Source organism: Microbacterium aurantiacum, assembly GCF_002872075.1.
Taxonomy (GTDB): Bacteria; Actinomycetota; Actinomycetes; order Actinomycetales; family Microbacteriaceae; genus Microbacterium; species Microbacterium aurantiacum_A.
In genome coordinates this window covers 119,005-134,656 of record NZ_PGGU01000016.1, presented here as the reverse complement: position 1 = coordinate 134,656, position 15,652 = coordinate 119,005, and the positions used below count along the sequence as shown (strand labels likewise).

General features: G+C 68.4%; 17 protein-coding genes. 13 read left to right on the top strand and 4 right to left on the bottom strand.

Annotated elements, in window-relative coordinates; translation table 11 throughout:
- Positions 1-130 precede the first annotated feature (130 nt).
- Positions 131-808 (bottom strand): sirohydrochlorin chelatase, encoded by a 678-nt coding sequence (locus CUR96_RS11355; RefSeq protein ID WP_102193429.1) that lies wholly within the window; start codon positions 806-808, stop codon positions 131-133.
- 60 nt (positions 809-868) lie between these two features.
- Positions 869-1,237: a winged helix-turn-helix transcriptional regulator gene (locus CUR96_RS11350; RefSeq protein ID WP_102193428.1), complete on the bottom strand. Its 369-nt coding sequence runs from the start codon at positions 1,235-1,237 to the stop codon at positions 869-871.
- A gap of 81 nt (positions 1,238-1,318) precedes the next feature.
- On the opposite strand from CUR96_RS11350, the gene CUR96_RS11345 reads away from it, so the two are divergent.
- The gene (locus CUR96_RS11345; RefSeq protein WP_102193427.1) at positions 1,319-1,720 is read left to right on the top strand and encodes a nuclear transport factor 2 family protein; all 402 of its coding nucleotides are present in this window, start codon (positions 1,319-1,321) and stop codon (positions 1,718-1,720) included.
- Between the two features lie 30 nt (positions 1,721-1,750).
- Here the strand turns inward: CUR96_RS11345 and CUR96_RS11340 are convergent, their stop codons facing one another.
- The gene (locus tag CUR96_RS11340) at positions 1,751-2,194 is read right to left on the bottom strand and encodes an NUDIX hydrolase (RefSeq protein WP_146008152.1); all 444 of its coding nucleotides are present in this window, start codon (positions 2,192-2,194) and stop codon (positions 1,751-1,753) included.
- 137 nt (positions 2,195-2,331) lie between these two features.
- Here CUR96_RS11340 and CUR96_RS11335 point away from each other — a divergent pair, with 137 nt between their 5' ends.
- The 7 genes from CUR96_RS11335 to CUR96_RS11305 all read left to right on the top strand — a co-directional run bounded on the left by CUR96_RS11335 (position 2,332) and on the right by CUR96_RS11305 (position 10,019).
- Positions 2,332-2,955: a GrpB family protein gene (locus CUR96_RS11335; RefSeq protein WP_102193425.1), complete on the top strand. Its 624-nt coding sequence runs from the start codon at positions 2,332-2,334 to the stop codon at positions 2,953-2,955.
- 136 nt (positions 2,956-3,091) lie between these two features.
- Entirely contained in the window at positions 3,092-4,417 is a 1,326-nt protein-coding gene (locus tag CUR96_RS11330; protein WP_245861214.1) for an HNH endonuclease signature motif containing protein, read from the top strand.
- A gap of 204 nt (positions 4,418-4,621) precedes the next feature.
- Entirely contained in the window at positions 4,622-6,484 is a 1,863-nt protein-coding gene (dnaK, locus tag CUR96_RS11325) for a molecular chaperone DnaK (protein WP_102193423.1), read from the top strand.
- A 2-nt stretch (positions 6,485-6,486) separates the two neighbouring features.
- Complete coding sequence (locus CUR96_RS11320) at positions 6,487-7,128, top strand: nucleotide exchange factor GrpE (RefSeq protein WP_102193422.1); 642 nt, start codon at positions 6,487-6,489, stop codon at positions 7,126-7,128.
- Between the two features lie 6 nt (positions 7,129-7,134).
- Positions 7,135-8,118 carry a DnaJ C-terminal domain-containing protein gene (locus tag CUR96_RS11315; protein ID WP_102193421.1) on the top strand — a complete coding sequence of 328 codons (984 nt, stop codon included), beginning with the start codon at positions 7,135-7,137 and terminating at the stop codon, positions 8,116-8,118.
- 44 nt (positions 8,119-8,162) lie between these two features.
- A complete protein-coding gene (locus CUR96_RS11310) occupies positions 8,163-8,627 on the top strand; it encodes a heat shock protein transcriptional repressor HspR (protein ID WP_102193420.1) in 465 nt (154 codons plus the stop codon).
- Positions 8,628-8,645: 18 nt separating this feature from the next.
- The gene (locus CUR96_RS11305; RefSeq protein WP_245861212.1) at positions 8,646-10,019 is read left to right on the top strand and encodes a flavin monoamine oxidase family protein; all 1,374 of its coding nucleotides are present in this window, start codon (positions 8,646-8,648) and stop codon (positions 10,017-10,019) included.
- Here the strand turns inward: CUR96_RS11305 and CUR96_RS11300 are convergent.
- On the bottom strand, positions 9,984-10,646 hold the full coding sequence (locus CUR96_RS11300; RefSeq protein WP_245861211.1) for a Pr6Pr family membrane protein: 663 nt from the start codon (positions 10,644-10,646) through the stop codon (positions 9,984-9,986). The two genes, CUR96_RS11305 and CUR96_RS11300, sit on opposite strands and share 36 nt — an antisense overlap.
- 115 nt (positions 10,647-10,761) lie before the next feature.
- On the opposite strand from CUR96_RS11300, the gene CUR96_RS11295 reads away from it, so the two are divergent.
- The 5 genes from CUR96_RS11295 to CUR96_RS11275 all read left to right on the top strand — a co-directional run bounded on the left by CUR96_RS11295 (position 10,762) and on the right by CUR96_RS11275 (position 15,606).
- On the top strand, positions 10,762-11,427 hold the full coding sequence (locus CUR96_RS11295; RefSeq protein WP_102193417.1) for a GntR family transcriptional regulator: 666 nt from the start codon (positions 10,762-10,764) through the stop codon (positions 11,425-11,427).
- Between the two features lie 112 nt (positions 11,428-11,539).
- Positions 11,540-12,508, top strand: coding sequence for a tripartite tricarboxylate transporter substrate binding protein (locus tag CUR96_RS11290; RefSeq protein WP_102193416.1), 969 nt, complete (start codon positions 11,540-11,542; stop codon positions 12,506-12,508).
- A gap of 52 nt (positions 12,509-12,560) precedes the next feature.
- Positions 12,561-13,088: a tripartite tricarboxylate transporter TctB family protein gene (locus CUR96_RS11285; RefSeq protein WP_102193415.1), complete on the top strand. Its 528-nt coding sequence runs from the start codon at positions 12,561-12,563 to the stop codon at positions 13,086-13,088.
- Positions 13,085-14,740: a tripartite tricarboxylate transporter permease gene (locus CUR96_RS11280; RefSeq protein ID WP_102193414.1), complete on the top strand. Its 1,656-nt coding sequence runs from the start codon at positions 13,085-13,087 to the stop codon at positions 14,738-14,740. The genes CUR96_RS11285 and CUR96_RS11280 overlap by 4 nt, the downstream gene beginning before the upstream one ends.
- Positions 14,737-15,606: a dihydrodipicolinate synthase family protein gene (locus CUR96_RS11275; protein ID WP_102193413.1), complete on the top strand. Its 870-nt coding sequence runs from the start codon at positions 14,737-14,739 to the stop codon at positions 15,604-15,606. Before CUR96_RS11280 ends, CUR96_RS11275 begins: the two co-directional genes overlap by 4 nt.
- Positions 15,607-15,652 lie beyond the last annotated feature (46 nt).

Sequence of the window (15,652 nt, the reverse complement as noted above, 5' to 3'; positions counted from 1 at the left end):
AGGAGTTGGACCTGGTTCATTAACCGGAGGCGACTCAGTGCGTCAAGCAACGTCACACGGCGTCATCCAGTGAGAAATATGACGCCGGACACTGGTGCTGAAGCGGTGTGATGTGCTTGGGCGCTCGCCCTCAGTCGCCGAGCCGAGCCTCGGCGTCGACGTATCGGGCCACGACGAGGTCGATCAGGGCCTGCGGGACCGGGCCGCCGTCGAGGAGTGGGAGCGTGATCGTGCGGTCTGCGGACTGGCGCTCGGCGAGGTCGAAGAAGTACCCACGCGCGAGCAGGTAGATCGAGACGACCGCGTCCGGGTGGTTCGTGAGGGCTGTCGGCAGGTCGGGCTGGCGGGCGGCGAGGTAGGCGAGTTCGACGTCTCGCCCGATTCGGTCCTTCAGCAGGGATGCCATGCCCTCGGCATCCGTCAGCGAGCGCGGATCGCGGGAGCCCGCGACGGCGAGGATGACGGGGCCATCGGATGCGGGGGGCAGGCGCTGCGCGAGAACGTCGGCGAGGAGGGGGTCCGGCCCCATGGGGTCGGCGACGACCGCATCCGATCGCTTGCCGGCGATGCCGTGCAGGTCGTGGTGCACGTGGAAGCCGCTCGACAGCAGCAGCGGCACGATCACGACGGGGCCTTCGATCTCGAGTGCCAGATCCTTGGCGTCGGGCTGCTGCACGTCGACGAAGGCAGCCGTGACGGTCACGTCGGGCAGCGCCTCGGCGACACGGTCGACGAGCTCGGCGATCGTGCGGGCGCCTTCGGCATCCGACGTCCCGTGGGAGACGGCGAGCAGGGTGGGGCGGGGCATGCGGTCAGCCTAAGCCGTGCGTGTGACGGCGGTGTTTCGAGGTCGGTGGGCGAGCTCGCCTCAGGCCTTGCGGTCGTCGTAGGTCTCTCGGGCGGCCTGCACCTCTTCGATGTGGGACTCGGCCCAGCGGCCGAGGGCCGTGAGTGGTTCGCGCAGGGTTTCGCCCAGCGGAGTGAGGGCGTAGTCCACGCGGGGCGGCATCTCATCGAACGCGGTCCGGGTGACGATGCCGTCGCGCTCGAGGTCGCGCAGGGTATCGGCGAGAACCTTGCCGCTGATGCCGTCGACCGCATCGCGAAGTTCACCGAAGCGCAGGGAGCCGCCGCTCAGCGCGATCACGATCATCGCCGTCCACTTGTTCGCGATCCGGGCGAGCGATGTGCGCGACGGGCAGGTCGCCACCATGACGTTCCAGACGGGCTGAGACATCGGTCTCCTTAGTTACGTTGAGGTAACAGGTTACTAGATGTAACCATGGACGTTCCAGGCAGACGATAGAGGAGACAGAGAATGAACGAGCACACTCCGGCAGCCGTGGCCGCCGACTACTTCAACGCACTCGCCAGCGGCGACGTCCCCACCGCGATGGGCCTGCTGAGCGCCGATGTGGTGTGGCACCAGCCGGGTGCGAACCGCTTCTCGGGCGACCACGTCGGCCTCGACGGAGTCGGCGCACTGCTCGGCGGAATGATGGAGGCCAGCGAAGGCAGCTTCCAGCTCTCGGTCGCGGGCGCTGCGATGGAGAACGGCGAACTCGTCGCCGTGCCCGTCCGTTTCACGGGCGCGCGCGCCGCGGCTTCGATGGACATGGGCGGGATCGACCTGCTCACCGTCCGCGACGGGAAGATCGTCGAAGTCCACCTCTTCTCCGAGGACGGTCCGGCGGAGGACGTGTTCTGGGGGCAGGCCTGATCGGCCGCCTCGGCTCCGGCGACGGAGTGATCAGGCGGTTTCGAGCAGCCGCATGACCCCGGCGGGATAGACGGGCACCTGTTCGGCGCTGTCGTCGAACGGACGCCAGACGACGGGGACGACGCTTCCATCGCTCTCGGTGAGCGTCGCTCCCGTGGCTGCGGGTTCGGGATGGAGGCGTCCGGTGTACACGAAGACGATCTCGTGGCCGGCCTCGCCGTCGATCCGGAAGATGTTCTCCACGACGCCGACGTAACGCACATCGCTGATCGACGCTGACAGTTCTTCACGCACCTCGCGATGGATCGCGGCGCTGTGTGTTTCGCCGAGCTCGACGCTGCCGCCGATCAGCCGGTGATACCCGTCCGGATGCTCCGCAGTGGGCGCATTGAGGCTGACGGCGTGCGCGGTTCCGTCCGCGTTCGGAGCGACGAGCATGGCCTTCACCCGGATGTGGCTTCGATCGATCGGCACCCGGGCCACGTTAGCCGAGACGGTCGGTGATCTGGTTGATGTGTCCGCCGCCCCCTGAGTGCGCGCGATGCGAGGAGATATCCGATCGCACGGAGCTTGGCAGTCGATGCGTCCACGGCCTGTGCGATGGTTGCGACATGAGAACGCACCCTCTGTGGCGACCTTTCAACCCTGGCGCGAATGCCGCCCGGCAGGGAGAGCGAGTTGCATCCCGGCAGACGGCCCCCGGTCCCGTCCAGGCATATGACGAACGTTGGCGAGAGCAGTTCGACGAGATCAGCCGGGTGCTCGCGGAGTCGATCGGCGACCTCGCCGTGTCGGTTCGCCACGTCGGCTCCACGTCGGTGCCCGGCCTCGCTGCCAAGCCTGTCATCGATGTCGATTTGACCGTCCCAGACGTCGAAGATGAACCCGCCTACCTGCCTCGGTTGGAGGCCGCAGGGTTTCTCCTCATCTTCCGTGACGTGATGAGCGGCGATCCTCACCGCCAGCTGACGTTCGCCAGCCCGAACACCAACCTCCACGTCTGGAGTCCGGGTGCGATCGAGCCGCAACGGCACGTGGTCTTCGCCGACTGGCTCAGGACGAGCGCCAGTGGCCGGCAGCGATACAACGCCGCTAAGGCCGCCGCGTCAACAGCTGACGGGACTGCCCGATACAACGATCTGAAGGCAGCCACGGTGTACGACATCTACGAGCAGGCTTTCATCGCCGACCGACGGCACGACCACGACCCGCACCCGCGAGGCCAGGCCCAGTAGCTCGTCATCCGTGAGACGAAGGCTGCGGCGTCAAGCGGACTGGAAGTGCGGTATCGCCCCGGATTTCAGTGCCCGCTCGGGTCGTTATCCAGTCGTGATCTGGTTGGATATTTTATGGCTTGGATCTGGTGTTTGAATGTCGGTGGCCTCTGGTGTACTGGGGGTTATGACGGCGCTGGTGGATGCGACTGTGGAGCAGGTGGGGGCGCTGGGCGCGCTCACTGATTCTGTCGTGGAGATCGAGCGCACGATCAGCCAGTTGCAGGCCGCGCGCGATGGGCTTCTCGCCCTCGGGTCGCGGCTCGCACTCGAAGTCGCGCAGCAGGCGGAGCACCCCGACTACGGCGACATGGCCCTGCGGACGGTCGCGGCGGAGTTGGGTGCGGCGTTGCGGGTCAGTGACCGGACGGTGCAACGACGGATGGCGGCGGCGTCGTTCCTGGTGGAACAGTTCCCGCGGGTGTGGCAGGCACAGGGGGCCGGGCGGATCAGTGCGGCCCATGCCCGGGTGATCCTCGACGCCGGCGAGCATCTCGACGATTCCGTCGCGCGGGATGCGTATGCGGAGCAGTTGATCGCGTTCGCCGAGCACGAGTCCCCGAACCGGGTGGGGCGGATGGCTCGGCGGGTCGCGGAGCGCTTCCAGGCCCGCCCGATCGAGGACCGGCATCAGGATGCTCGCGACAAGCGTGGCGTGTGGATCAACGACCGGGCCGACGGGATGGCCGAGTTCGGTCTGTCCGGGCCGGCGGCGCTTGTGCACGGTGCGTTCGAGCGGCTCACCGGGATGGCCAAGATCGTGCAGGCGGGATCAACGGAGCAAGCCCAGCCTCGTGTCGACGAGTGCGCCGAAGACCCGCGCACCCTTGATCAACTCCGCTGCGACCTCGCCTTGGACCTGCTGCTCACCAGCACTCCCGCCGGGCACGACAGTGAAGAGGGGCTGCTCGCGTCGATCACCGCCCACGTGTCGGTGAACGTCCCGGTCACGACACTGATGGGCGCCGGTACGACCCCGGCGGAGCTGAACGGGCGCATCCCGATCGACCCCGCGACCGCCCGCGCCCTGGCCGGCGCGGCATCCGGCTGGGACCGGATCCTCACCCACCCGATCACCGGTGCCCTCCTCGCCGTCGACCGGTACCGGCCCTCTGCCCACCTCACACGACATCTGAAGGCCCGTGATCAGCGCTGCCGCTTCCCGACCTGCGGTCTCCCCGCCACGAAATGCGACCTCGACCACAACCACGACGCGGCTCTGGGCGGCGCGACCAGCGAGGAGAACCTCGGCGACCTCTGCCGCCGACATCACGTCCTCAAACACCACTCCCCATGGCACGTCGAACAACAAGGCGCCGGCATCTTCGCATGGACCGGCCCCACAGGGAAGGTCTACCTCGACCGACCCCCACCCCAGAACACCGTCACCTTCACCGAAGACGACACCCCACCACCCTTCTGACTGGAGAAGGCGGGTGCGGGGGCAGAAGGACTGGACGAGACCAGCGGATAGGAGAAGGCTCGCACGAGCCCTGCAAGCCAAACTTGAGTCGTCACGTATCAAGTTCTTTTGACAGCATGCGGAGCCCGGAGTACAGTTGAGTCATTGCGACTCAGGTTTGCTGATTCGCTGCAGACTTCAGACCGAACCCAGAAGGAGAATCACATGGCACGTGCTGTTGGAATCGACCTCGGTACGACGAACTCCGTCGTCAGCGTCCTCGAGGGCGGCGAGCCGAAGGTCATCGCCAATGCCGAAGGCTTCCGCACCACCCCGTCGGTGGTCGCCTACACGAAGGACGGGGAGGTGCTCGTCGGTGAGACCGCGAAGCGCCAGGCCGTCACCAACGTCGACCGCACCGTCGCATCCGTCAAGCGCCACATGGGCACGAACTGGACCTTCGAGGTCGACGGAAAGAAGTGGACGCCGCAGGAGATCTCCGCGCGCATCCTCATGAAGCTCAAGCGCGACGCCGAGTCGTACCTGGGTGACACCGTGACGGATGCCGTCATCACCGTCCCCGCGTACTTCAACGACGCCGAGCGCCAGGCCACCAAGGAGGCCGGCGAGATCGCCGGCCTGAACGTGCTCCGCATCATCAACGAGCCCACCGCAGCAGCTCTCGCCTACGGCCTCGACCGCGGCAAGGAAGACGAGCTCATCCTCGTCTTCGACCTCGGTGGCGGAACCTTCGACGTCTCCCTCCTCGAGGTGGGCAAGGACGACGACTTCTCGACCATCCAGGTGCGCTCCACCGCCGGTGACAACCGACTCGGCGGCGACGACTGGGACCAGCGTCTCGTCGACTACCTCATCAAGCAGTTCAAGGACACCTCGGGTGTCGACGTCTCGGGCGACAAGATCGCCCTGCAGCGCCTCAAGGAGGCCGCGGAGCAGGCGAAGAAGGAGCTCTCGTCCTCGACGAGCACCAGCATCAACCTGCCGTACCTCTCGCTGACCGACTCGGGTCCCGTCTCGCTCTCCGAGACCATCACCCGCGCGAAGTTCGAGGACTTGACCAAGGACCTGCTCGACCGCACCAAGAAGCCCTTCGAGGACGTCATCCGCGAAGCCGGCATCAAGGTCGCCGACATCGCTCACGTGGTCCTGGTCGGCGGCTCGACCCGCATGCCCGCCGTCGCCGAACTCGTCATGCGCGAGGCCGGCAAGGAAGCCAACAAGGGCGTCAACCCGGACGAGGTCGTCGCCGTCGGCGCCGCCCTGCAGGCCGGCGTCCTCAAGGGTGAGCGCAAGGACGTGCTGCTCATCGACGTCACCCCGCTGAGCCTCGGAATCGAGACCAAGGGCGGCATGATGACCAAGCTCATCGAGCGCAACACGGCCATCCCGACCAAGCGCAGCGAGACCTTCACCACGGCAGACGACAACCAGCCGTCCGTCGCGATCCAGGTCTTCCAGGGCGAGCGCGACTTCACCCGCGACAACAAGCCGCTGGGCACGTTCGAGCTCACCGGCATCGCTCCGGCTCCCCGTGGCATCCCGCAGGTCGAGGTCACCTTCGACATCGACGCCAACGGCATCGTGCACGTGTCCGCCAAGGACAAGGGCACCGGCAAGGAGCAGTCGATGACCATCACCGGCGGCTCGTCCCTCTCCAAGGAGGACATCGACCGCATGGTGCGCGAGGCCGAGGAGAACGCCGCCGAGGACAAGAAGCGCCGCGAGGCCGCCGAGGTCCGCAACCAGGCCGAGACCCTCGCGTACTCGATCGACAAGCTGATCAAGGACAACGACGACAAGCTCCCCGCCGACGTCAAAGAGTCGGTCCAGGCCGACGTCGATGCTCTCAAGTCGGCGCTCGCCGGAGATGACGACGACGCCGTGAAGACGGCGTTCGACAAGCTCAACGAGTCTCAGACGAAGCTCGGCGAGGCGATCTACGCCCAGTCGCAGGCGGACGCCGCGGCAGGCGCCGCTCCCGAGGGTGACGCCCCCGCCGGTGAGGAGTCCTCCGACGAGGACGTCATCGACGCAGAGGTCGTCGACGACGAGGACGAGAAGAAGTAATCATGACGGACAAGAACTTCGACGACAACGCCGAGGTTCCCGGTGAGGGGCCGGATGCTCAGGCATCCGGCCCCGCGCCGCAGAACCCGGACTCCAGCGAGGCCGCCGCGGCCGAGGGCTCTGACGAGACCCCGGCCGACGCCGCACCCGAAGAGCTCACGGTCGACGACATCCTCGGCACCGCCCAGACCGGCGAGGCCGCGGCGGAGGACGCCGTCCTCGCCGACCTGGAATCGACCCTGCTGAACGACCTCAAGCGACTGCAGGCCGAGTACGCGAACTACCGACGCCGCACCGAGGAGCAGCGCCAGGTCGAGATCGAGCGGGCGAAGGGCGAAGCCGCCAAGGGCCTCATCCCGGTGCTCGACGACCTCGATCGCGCCGCCCAGCACGGAGATCTCACCGAGGGGACGCCGTTCTTCGCGATCGCGGAGAAGGTGCGCCTCGTGTCCGAGCGCATGGGCATGGTCTCGTACGGCGAGAAGGGCGAGGAGTTCGACCCTCAGCGTCACGAGGCGATCTTCCAGCAGCCGACACCCGGCGCCGAGAAGACCACAGTGCTCGAGGTCGTCGAGCTCGGCTACCGTCTCGGCGATGTCGAGCTGCGCCCCGCGAAGGTCGTCGTCGCCGTGCCGGCCGAGTAGGCGCCGATGGCTAGCCAGGACTGGTTCGACAAGGACTTCTACAAGATCCTCGGGGTCGCGAAGGACGTCAGCGAGCCCGAGCTGAAGAAGGCCTATCGCAAGCTCGCCCGCAAGTATCACCCCGACTCCAATCAGGGCGATGCGAAGGCGGAGGCGACGTTCAAGGAGATCAGCGAGGCCTACTCGGTGCTCTCCGATGCGGATCAGCGCAAGGAGTACGACGAGATCCGCGCGATGGGCTCCGGTGCACGCTTCACGGCCGGTGGCGCGGGCGCCGGCGGCTTCGAAGACGTGTTCAGCCGGTTCGGTCAGCAGGGGCGCGGCCAGTCGGCCGACTTCGAGGACATCTTCGCGATGTTCAACCAGGGCCAGGGCGGTTCCTTCGGCACGGGCGGCTTCGGCCGGACCTCCGGCGGGTACCGCGGCTTCGGCGGACCGCAGCGCGGCGCCGACGTCACCGCGCGCACCACGCTCGACTTCACGACCGCCGTGCAGGGCGAGACGATCACCCTGCAGGGCGAGGACGGCAAGCCGTTCAAGGTGAAGATTCCGGCCGGTGTCGCGGATGGTCAGAAGATCCGCCTGCGCGGACGCGGTCGGCCCTCTCCCGACGGCGGCGAGAGCGGCGACATCGTCGTGCAGATCGCCGTCAAGCCGCATCCGGTGTTCACCCGTGACGGACTGAACCTGCGCCTCACCGTGCCGGTGACCTTCACCGAGGCGGCCCTCGGGGCGACCATCGAGGTGCCCACTCTCAGCGGCGACATCGTGAAGCTGCGCGTCGCGCCCGGCACCCCGTCCGGTCGGGTTCTGCGGGTCAAGGGTCGAGGCGTCACCACGAGCAAGGGCACCGGCGATCTTCTCGCCGAGCTGCAGGTCGCGGTGCCGACGCACCTCGACGAAGCGGCGCGGGAAGCGCTGGAGAGGTTCCAGGAGGCCGAACCCAAGGAGAACCCGCGGGCCGAGATGATGGCCAAGGCGAGACGATGACGAACGCGACGGCGACGGAACACCGGGAGCAGAGGTGAGGGACCATGGCTGAACGCCGCATGGATGCCGACACCCCGGTGTTCGCGATCGCCGTCGCGGCCGAACTCGCGGGCATGCACCCGCAGACCCTGCGTCAGTACGACCGCATCGGCCTCGTCGTCCCCGGTCGTACCACCGGGGGGTCCCGCCGGTACTCGACGCGCAATCTCGAGCAGTTGCGCGAGGTCGCGCAGCTGTCATCGGAGGGCATGAGCCTCCCCGCGATCGCGCGGGTGCTCGCGCTGGAGAACGAGAACCGGACGCTGCGACGCCGCGTCCTCGAACTCGAGGGTGCGCTGCGCACGGAGCGGGAGAACCGCCCCGGCATGCGCGTGTTCGCAGCGGGATCGGCCGGGGTCACCCCGCTGCCCGGCGGGCGCCGCATCCGCCGGTCCACCGAGGTGATGCTGTGGAGCCCGCGCGCACATCGCAGGGCCGACGAGGCCGACGGCGACGAGCGGGCGCGATAGTGTGGCGACACGATGAGGATGACCCGTCGAACGCTGCTTCTCGGCGCCGGTGTCGGCGCCGTCTCCGTGCTGCTCGCTTCCTGCACGCCCGGCCCTGACCCGACGCCGGCCCCGACCGCCACCGCGAAACCCACCCCGGGCCCGACCCCGTCGAACGGCGTCCCGCTGCCCACCGCTGTCGTGCGCAGCGCATGGTCGACCGATCCCTTCGCGCTCGGCGCGGCGAGCTTCATGCCCGTCGGTGCGCAACCAGGAGTGCGCGACGCCCTGGCGCGTCCCGTCGGCGACCGGCTCTTCTTCGCGGGCGAGGCGACGAGTTCCGACGCCCCGGGAACGATGCGCGGCGCGCTCCGCTCCGGACAGCGGGCGGCCGTCGAACTGCTGGATGCCGCCGAGAGCGGTGAGCGGATCGCAGTGATCGGCGCCGGCCTGGCCGGCTCCGCAGCGGCGGCGCGCCTGATCGACGGGGGCGCCGAGGTCACCGTGCTGGAGGCTCGGCCTCGAGTCGGCGGCCGGATCGAGTCGTGGACCGATGACGCATGGCCGGTGCCCGTGCAGTTCGGCGGCTGGCTGCTCGGCGGTGCGGATGCGGAGCTCCGCGGGGATCTGGAGACGCTCGGCACCCCGATCGCGGACCTCGTGCCCGCTGGGTGGTTCACGGCGGACGGCGAGGTCGAGCCGGTGGATGCGCAGCCGATGCAGGCGGCGATCGATGCGGCGAGCAGCCTGCTCGCCGACGTCTCGCTCTCGGATGCGTTCTCGGAAGCCGGCGTGGACGTCGCCGATCCGGGCATCACCGCGCTGCTCGCCTTCGTCGCGGCGACCACGGGCGCCGACGCCGAAGAGGTCTCCGCGTGGTTCCCGCCGGCCGTGCCCGGCGGCGACCTCGCCGCGTCGACGGGCGATGTCATCCCCGTCTTCGACGGCATGCTGGACGGCGCGCAGGTGCGGCTCTCGTCTCCTGTCAGTCGCGTCGCCTACGACGACACGGGCGTCAGCCTGCGACTCGGCACGGGGGAGTCGCTGTCGTTCGACCGCGTCGTCGTCACCGTGCCGCTCGGCGTGCTCAAGCAGCAGGCGATCGAGTTCCATCCCGCCCTGCCCCTCACGCACCGCGGGGCGATCACGGCGCTGGCCATGGGCGCCATCGAGACGATCTGGCTGCAGTTCGAGGAGCCGTTCTGGGATGCCGAGGCGAGCATCTGGCACGTCGTGGATGGCGATGCGCCGATTCGCACCTGGATCAACCTGCTGCCGGCGACGGGCGAGCCGATTCTGGTCGGATTGGTCGGAGGGGCGGCGGCAGAGGAGTTCGCGGCACTCAAGACGGATGAGGCGGTGGCCGCAGCGGCGTCGTCACTCGGGTTCTTCGTGCCGGCCGGAACCCCGTGACCAGCTGAACGGGCGCACCCTGCTAATGATCACGAGCACCGTCGCAACGGCGGCGAAGATCGCCAGAGCGATGGCGGCGGTGACGGCGAACTCTCCGAACCCGCTGACCTGCCGCGGATCGAGGAAGTAATACGGGTACCAGCCGATGAGCGGACCCCGCCACATCGTGACCGCACCCCACAGCAACGGGTAGGCCAGCGACGCCGGCACCACCCACCACGACACCCGGCGGTGTCCGGGGGTGAGGGTCCAGGCGAGCGCCGTGCAGGCCGGAAGCCAGAAGTGCATCACCTGATCGGACCAGGGGACATCGACGCGGATGCCGCGGAGTCCCGCCTGCCACACGATCAGCGCGAAGGCGAGGCCGGCGGTGATGGTCCAGGTCAGCACCATGGCGAGGGCGATCGTCAGCCATCGTGGATCGGCCTGGCGGCGGAAGGCGATGACGCCGGCGACGATGAGCAGCAGAACGAATGCGCAGTTCGACTGCACGGTCAGGTACGCGAGGAAGTTCTGGCCCGCGATCGTCTGCGAGCTGAGACCCCAGGCCAGCCGATGGATGAGCGCGGCCAGACACACCGCCGCCGCGGCCAGACGGGTCAGCGCGAAGATGCTCCGTGCCGTCACCGTCCTGCTGCCTCCCATCGCGTCGCGACTCTCGCGCCCACTGGCGAGTCTACGGAGCGATCGAGGGGATGCCGAGTTCGTGGCGTATCCTGTCAACCGTTAACAGGAGGTGGCGGTGACGCAGACGGTGAAGCGCGGGGAGTCCCTCGGCGCACAGGTGGCGCGAGTGCTCCGGCAGCGGATCGTCAGCGGAGAGCTCACCCCCGGGGCGCGCATCACGGAGGAGGCGCTGGCCGAGGAATTCGCCGTCAGTCGCGGCCCCATCCGGGACGCCCTGACCCAGCTCAGCTTCGAGAAGCTCGTCGAGGTGCAGCGTCCCCGGGGCGTGTACATCACCGGTCTCACCACCGACGACGTCGACCAGCTCTACAGCCTGCGCGGCGCGCTCGAGCAGCTCGCCCTCTCGCGTGCGATGCGCGTCGAGGACGACGCGCGGTGGGCGGCCATGGCGGCCGCCGTGCGGCGCATGGCCGCGGCGGCGGATGTCGGCGACCACGCCGCGTTCGTGACGGCCGATCTCGACTTCCACTCCCAGATCTACACGCTCGCCGACCACCCGCGCCTGCAGGGCGCCTGGAATCAATATCTGCCGACATTCGCGGCGTTGCTCGAGGTGACGATCAACCACGATGATGATCTTCACGAGTCGTCCGGCGATCACGTCGCACTCATGGAGGTCATGCGCTCCGGCTCGCCGGACGAGGCGGCAGGGGTGCTTTCAGCGCATCTCGACGGTGCCCGCGACCGGATGCTCAGCGAGCTCGCCGAGCGCCGGGACTGAATCGGTCGTGCGTCTGCAGGGGTGCCGTCGCACATTCGTGTTGACTGTTAACAGTCAACACTGCTAGCCTCGCGATGTCGACAACACGGTCGACCCACGTAGAGGAGCAAAGATGCCCCGCACGCGCATCACCCGGGCGGCCGCCGCGTTCGCCGCCCTCGCCGCCACAGCCCTCGTCCTGTCGGCCTGCACGAAGGTCGAAGAGGGCGAGACTCCTGAGTCGTCGTTCCCCGAGCAGGACATCCGCCTGATCATCCAGGCCAACCCGGGCGGCGGCTCCGACCTCTCGTCGCGCGCGCTGGCCACCGAGCTGGAGCAGATCCTCGGTGTCAGCGTCATCCCCGAGAACATGCCGGGTGCTGCCGGCGCCCTCGCCATGGAGTACGTCGGGTCGCAGAAGGCCGACGGCTACGTCATCGGCTTCGCGCCCGTCGAGATCGCGATGCTCAACACGACGCAGGACGCGAACGTGCTGCCCGAGAACTACGACCTGCTCGGGCAGATCATGCTCGCCCCCGGCGTCATCAGTGTCGGCGCGAGCAGCGGGATCGAATCGCTCGAAGACCTCGTCGAGAAGGCGAAGAGCGGTGCGGTCACCGTCGCGAACTCCGGCGCCGGCTCGATCTGGGAGGCGGCGACGATCGGTCTCGGTACCGCGACCGACGCCGAGTTCACCCCCGTGCCGTACGACGGCGGCGCGACCGCGGTCGCCGCTGCGGCATCCGGCGAGACCGTGGCATCCGTCTCGGGCCTGGGTGAAGCACTCGCCCAGGGCGAAGCGGTGCGCATCCTCGCCGTCATGCACGATGAGCGCCACCCGGATCTCGATGACGTGCCGACCGTCGAGGAGGCTCTCGGCGAAGAGGTGCTGTTCGGGGGATGGGGCGGGATCTACGCCCCGAAGGGTCTGCCGGACGACGTGAAGGAGACCCTCGAAGCCGCCGTCAAGGAGGCCGTCGAGTCCGACGCGTACCAGAAGTTCCAGAAGGACTCCGGAAACCTGGTCGTCTACCGCGACTCCGCCGAGTGGACGGAGTTCGTCGACGAGCAGTTCGTCCTCTTCCAGGATCTCCTGGGCTGATCTCCCGGTGGGGCGGGGCTCAACACCCGCCCCACGACAGGGAAGGAGAGAGATGTCCACCTCAGACACCGTCGAACAGGACGAGCATCAGGGCGAAGCCGCCTCACGGCCCCTCGAGATCGCCTTCGGCCTCGTCGCGCTGGCGTTCACCGCCGGCTACCTTTTCCTCACCACGCAGATAGGCCTGCGTCGCGAAGCGGCACCCGGCCAGATCGACGCCCGCTTCTGGCCCATGGTGATCGGCGTCACCGGCGTCGCGGTCGCCATCCTCATCCTCGTCGTCGCGATCACCCGGCCCGCCCCGGGTCGTGAGGATCTGGATCGCGTGCGGTCGGGCGGAGTCATCCGCGTCGTCGCCACCCTCGCGATCGCCGGCGTCTTCATCGCGGTGTGGTCCGTCGGCTCGGTCATCCTCTTCGGCTACCGCATCGAGATCTTCCCGATCGCCGCCGCCCTCCTGATGGCCGCCCTCATGCTCGTCTACGGCCACCGCCGCTGGCTGAGCCTCATCATCTACTCCGTCGCCGTCACGGCGTTCGTCTACGTCGTGTTCGGGATGCTCCTGAGGATCCCCCTGTGAACGCACTCATGGAGGGGCTCAACTCGCTCCTCGACATCTCGATCCTGCTCTACATGCTCGTGGGGCTGCTGCTCGGCTTCATGGTCGGAGCCTTCCCCGGCATCACCGCGACCATGGCCGTCGCGCTCGCCGCCGGCTTCACGATGACCCTCGAGCCCGTGCAGGGTCTCGCGGTGCTGCTGACGATCTACGTGGCCGCGAACTTCGGCGATCGGGTTCCTTCGATCCTCATCAACACCCCGGGGACGCCGGCCTCCATCGCGACGACGCTCGACGGCTACCCGATGGCCAAACAGGGCAGGGCGGGTCTCGCGCTCACGATCTCCGCGATGGTCTCGGCGGTCGGCATCCTCGCCTCGCTCGTGCTGTTCGCCGTGGCCGCCGTGCCGATCGCCAGCTTCGCCCGTGACTACTTCAAGTCGCCTGAGCTGTTCGCCCTCGTGGTGTTCGGCATCGCGATCATGATCGGCATCTCTTCGAAGTCGATGCTGAAAGGCATCCTGGCGGGCCTGTTCGGGCTCATGCTCGGCACCGTCGGCACGTACCAGGCGACGGCCGACCAGCGCTTCACCTTCGGGGTGCTCGAACTCGTCGAGGGCGTGAACTTCATCGCCGTGATCATCGGTCTCTTCGGCATCGCCGAACTGCTGGATCAGCTGCTCACCCATCACGCCTCGAACGTGCGCCCGATCTCGAGCCTCGGTCGCTGGTGGCCGAACAGGTCCGAACTCCGGCAGAGCGGCCGGGCGACCGCGGTCGGCGGTGCGGTCGGACTCGGCGTCGGCCTCATTCCAGCGGCCGGTGGCGACATCGCCGGGCTCATCGGCTGGGAACGGGCGCGCAAGGCGTCCAAGCACCCCGAGATGTTCGGCAAGGGATCGATCGAGGGCGTGGCGGCATCCGACACCGCCTCCAGCGCCACGCTGGGCGGATCGCTGACCACCACGATGGCGCTCGGCATCCCGGGCGACTCGGTGATGGCGGTGATGATCGGGTCGATGATCATCTGGGGGATCACCCCGGGCCCGACCCTTTTCACCAACCGGCCCGATCTGGTCGTGTCGATCGTCGGCATCATGCTCGTCGCGACCCTGCTGTCGCTCGGGCTCAGCCTGGTGCGCATGAAGGGCATGGTGAAGCTCCTCGACGTGCCGCAACCGTACCTGTGGAGCGGCATCCTGATCTTCTGCATCATCGGCACGTACGCGACGTCGAACAGCCTCTCGACCGTCATCACCATGCTGGTGTTCGGAGTGATCGGCCTGCTCCTCAAGCGGATGCAGGTGCCCGCGGGACCCATCGTCCTGGGCCTGCTCCTCGGCCCGCTCGCCGAGGAGAACCTGGCACGCACGCTCGCCATCCTGCCGACGCGGCCGTTCTTCGAGGTCGTCAGCCCGATCGCGATCGTCCTCATCGTGCTGGCGGTGCTGTCGATCGTGATGCCCGCCATCCGCGCCGCACGCAAGCCGGCGGCCGAGCGCACGTCGCTCGAGGAATCGATCCTCCGCCCCGAGACCATCCAGCAGATCGAGAAGGCGCACGACGAGCTCGCCGCGCAGCCCGACCTGCTCACATCGACCGTCCGCAACGTCGACGCGCCGCAGCGAGGCGTCCGCAAAGCCCGCAAGAACTCCAAGGAGAACAAGAAGTGACCCGTTACGACATCCTGACCGCCGTTCCCACCGCGTTCCACCGCGACGGGACGCTCGACCTCGAGGGGTCGCGGGCGATCTTCCGCTTCGTCGGACGGTCGGGCAACGAGGGCGCGTTCGTGCTCGGCACCACGGGCGAGTTCCCCGCGGTGGATGCCGGGGAGTTCTCCGTGCTCGTCGAAGCGGCACTCGCCGAGCTCGCCGGCAGGATGCGTGTGATCGTGCACGTCGGGCAGCCGAGCGCATTCGAAGCGGTGCGGCTCACCTCCATCGCCCGCGAGCTCGGCGCCACCGAGTTCGCCGCCCTCACGCCGTACTACCTTCCCGCCACCGACGACTCGATCTTCGAGTACTACCGGGCGGTGTCCGAGGCGGTCGGCGACGGCCGCCTGTACGTGTACATCTACCCGGCCCGGAGCGGGAACCCGGTCTCTCCCGAACTGCTGGTGCGGCTCGCCGGACTGCCGAATGTCGTCGGCGCCAAGATCAGCGAGCTGTCACTCGACGACATCGCCGCCTACCGCGCTGCGGTGCCGGCCGACTTCGAGCTGTACACCGGAGCGGACCGCGACCTCATCGCCGCCGTCGGAGTGGGGGCGCAGGGCGTCGTCTCGGGGGTGTCCTCGGTCACGCCGAAGCCGTTCCGGGCGCTGGCCGACGCCGGTCGCGCGAGAGATGCCGCAGCGATCAGCGCCGCGCAGACGGCCGTCGACGAGGTGGCCACGCTCATCGGCGGGGACATGGCGCGGATGAAGGAGGCCTACCGGGTGCTCGACGTGGTGGACACGCACTGCCGGATGGCGATCGCCGAGCCGACGGATGCCGAGCGCGCCGAGGTCGCCAGGGTGGTCGCCGCCCACAGCTGAGCCGTCGGCGGCTCCCTGCGAATTGCGGAGGCGCGGGGGGTGTCAA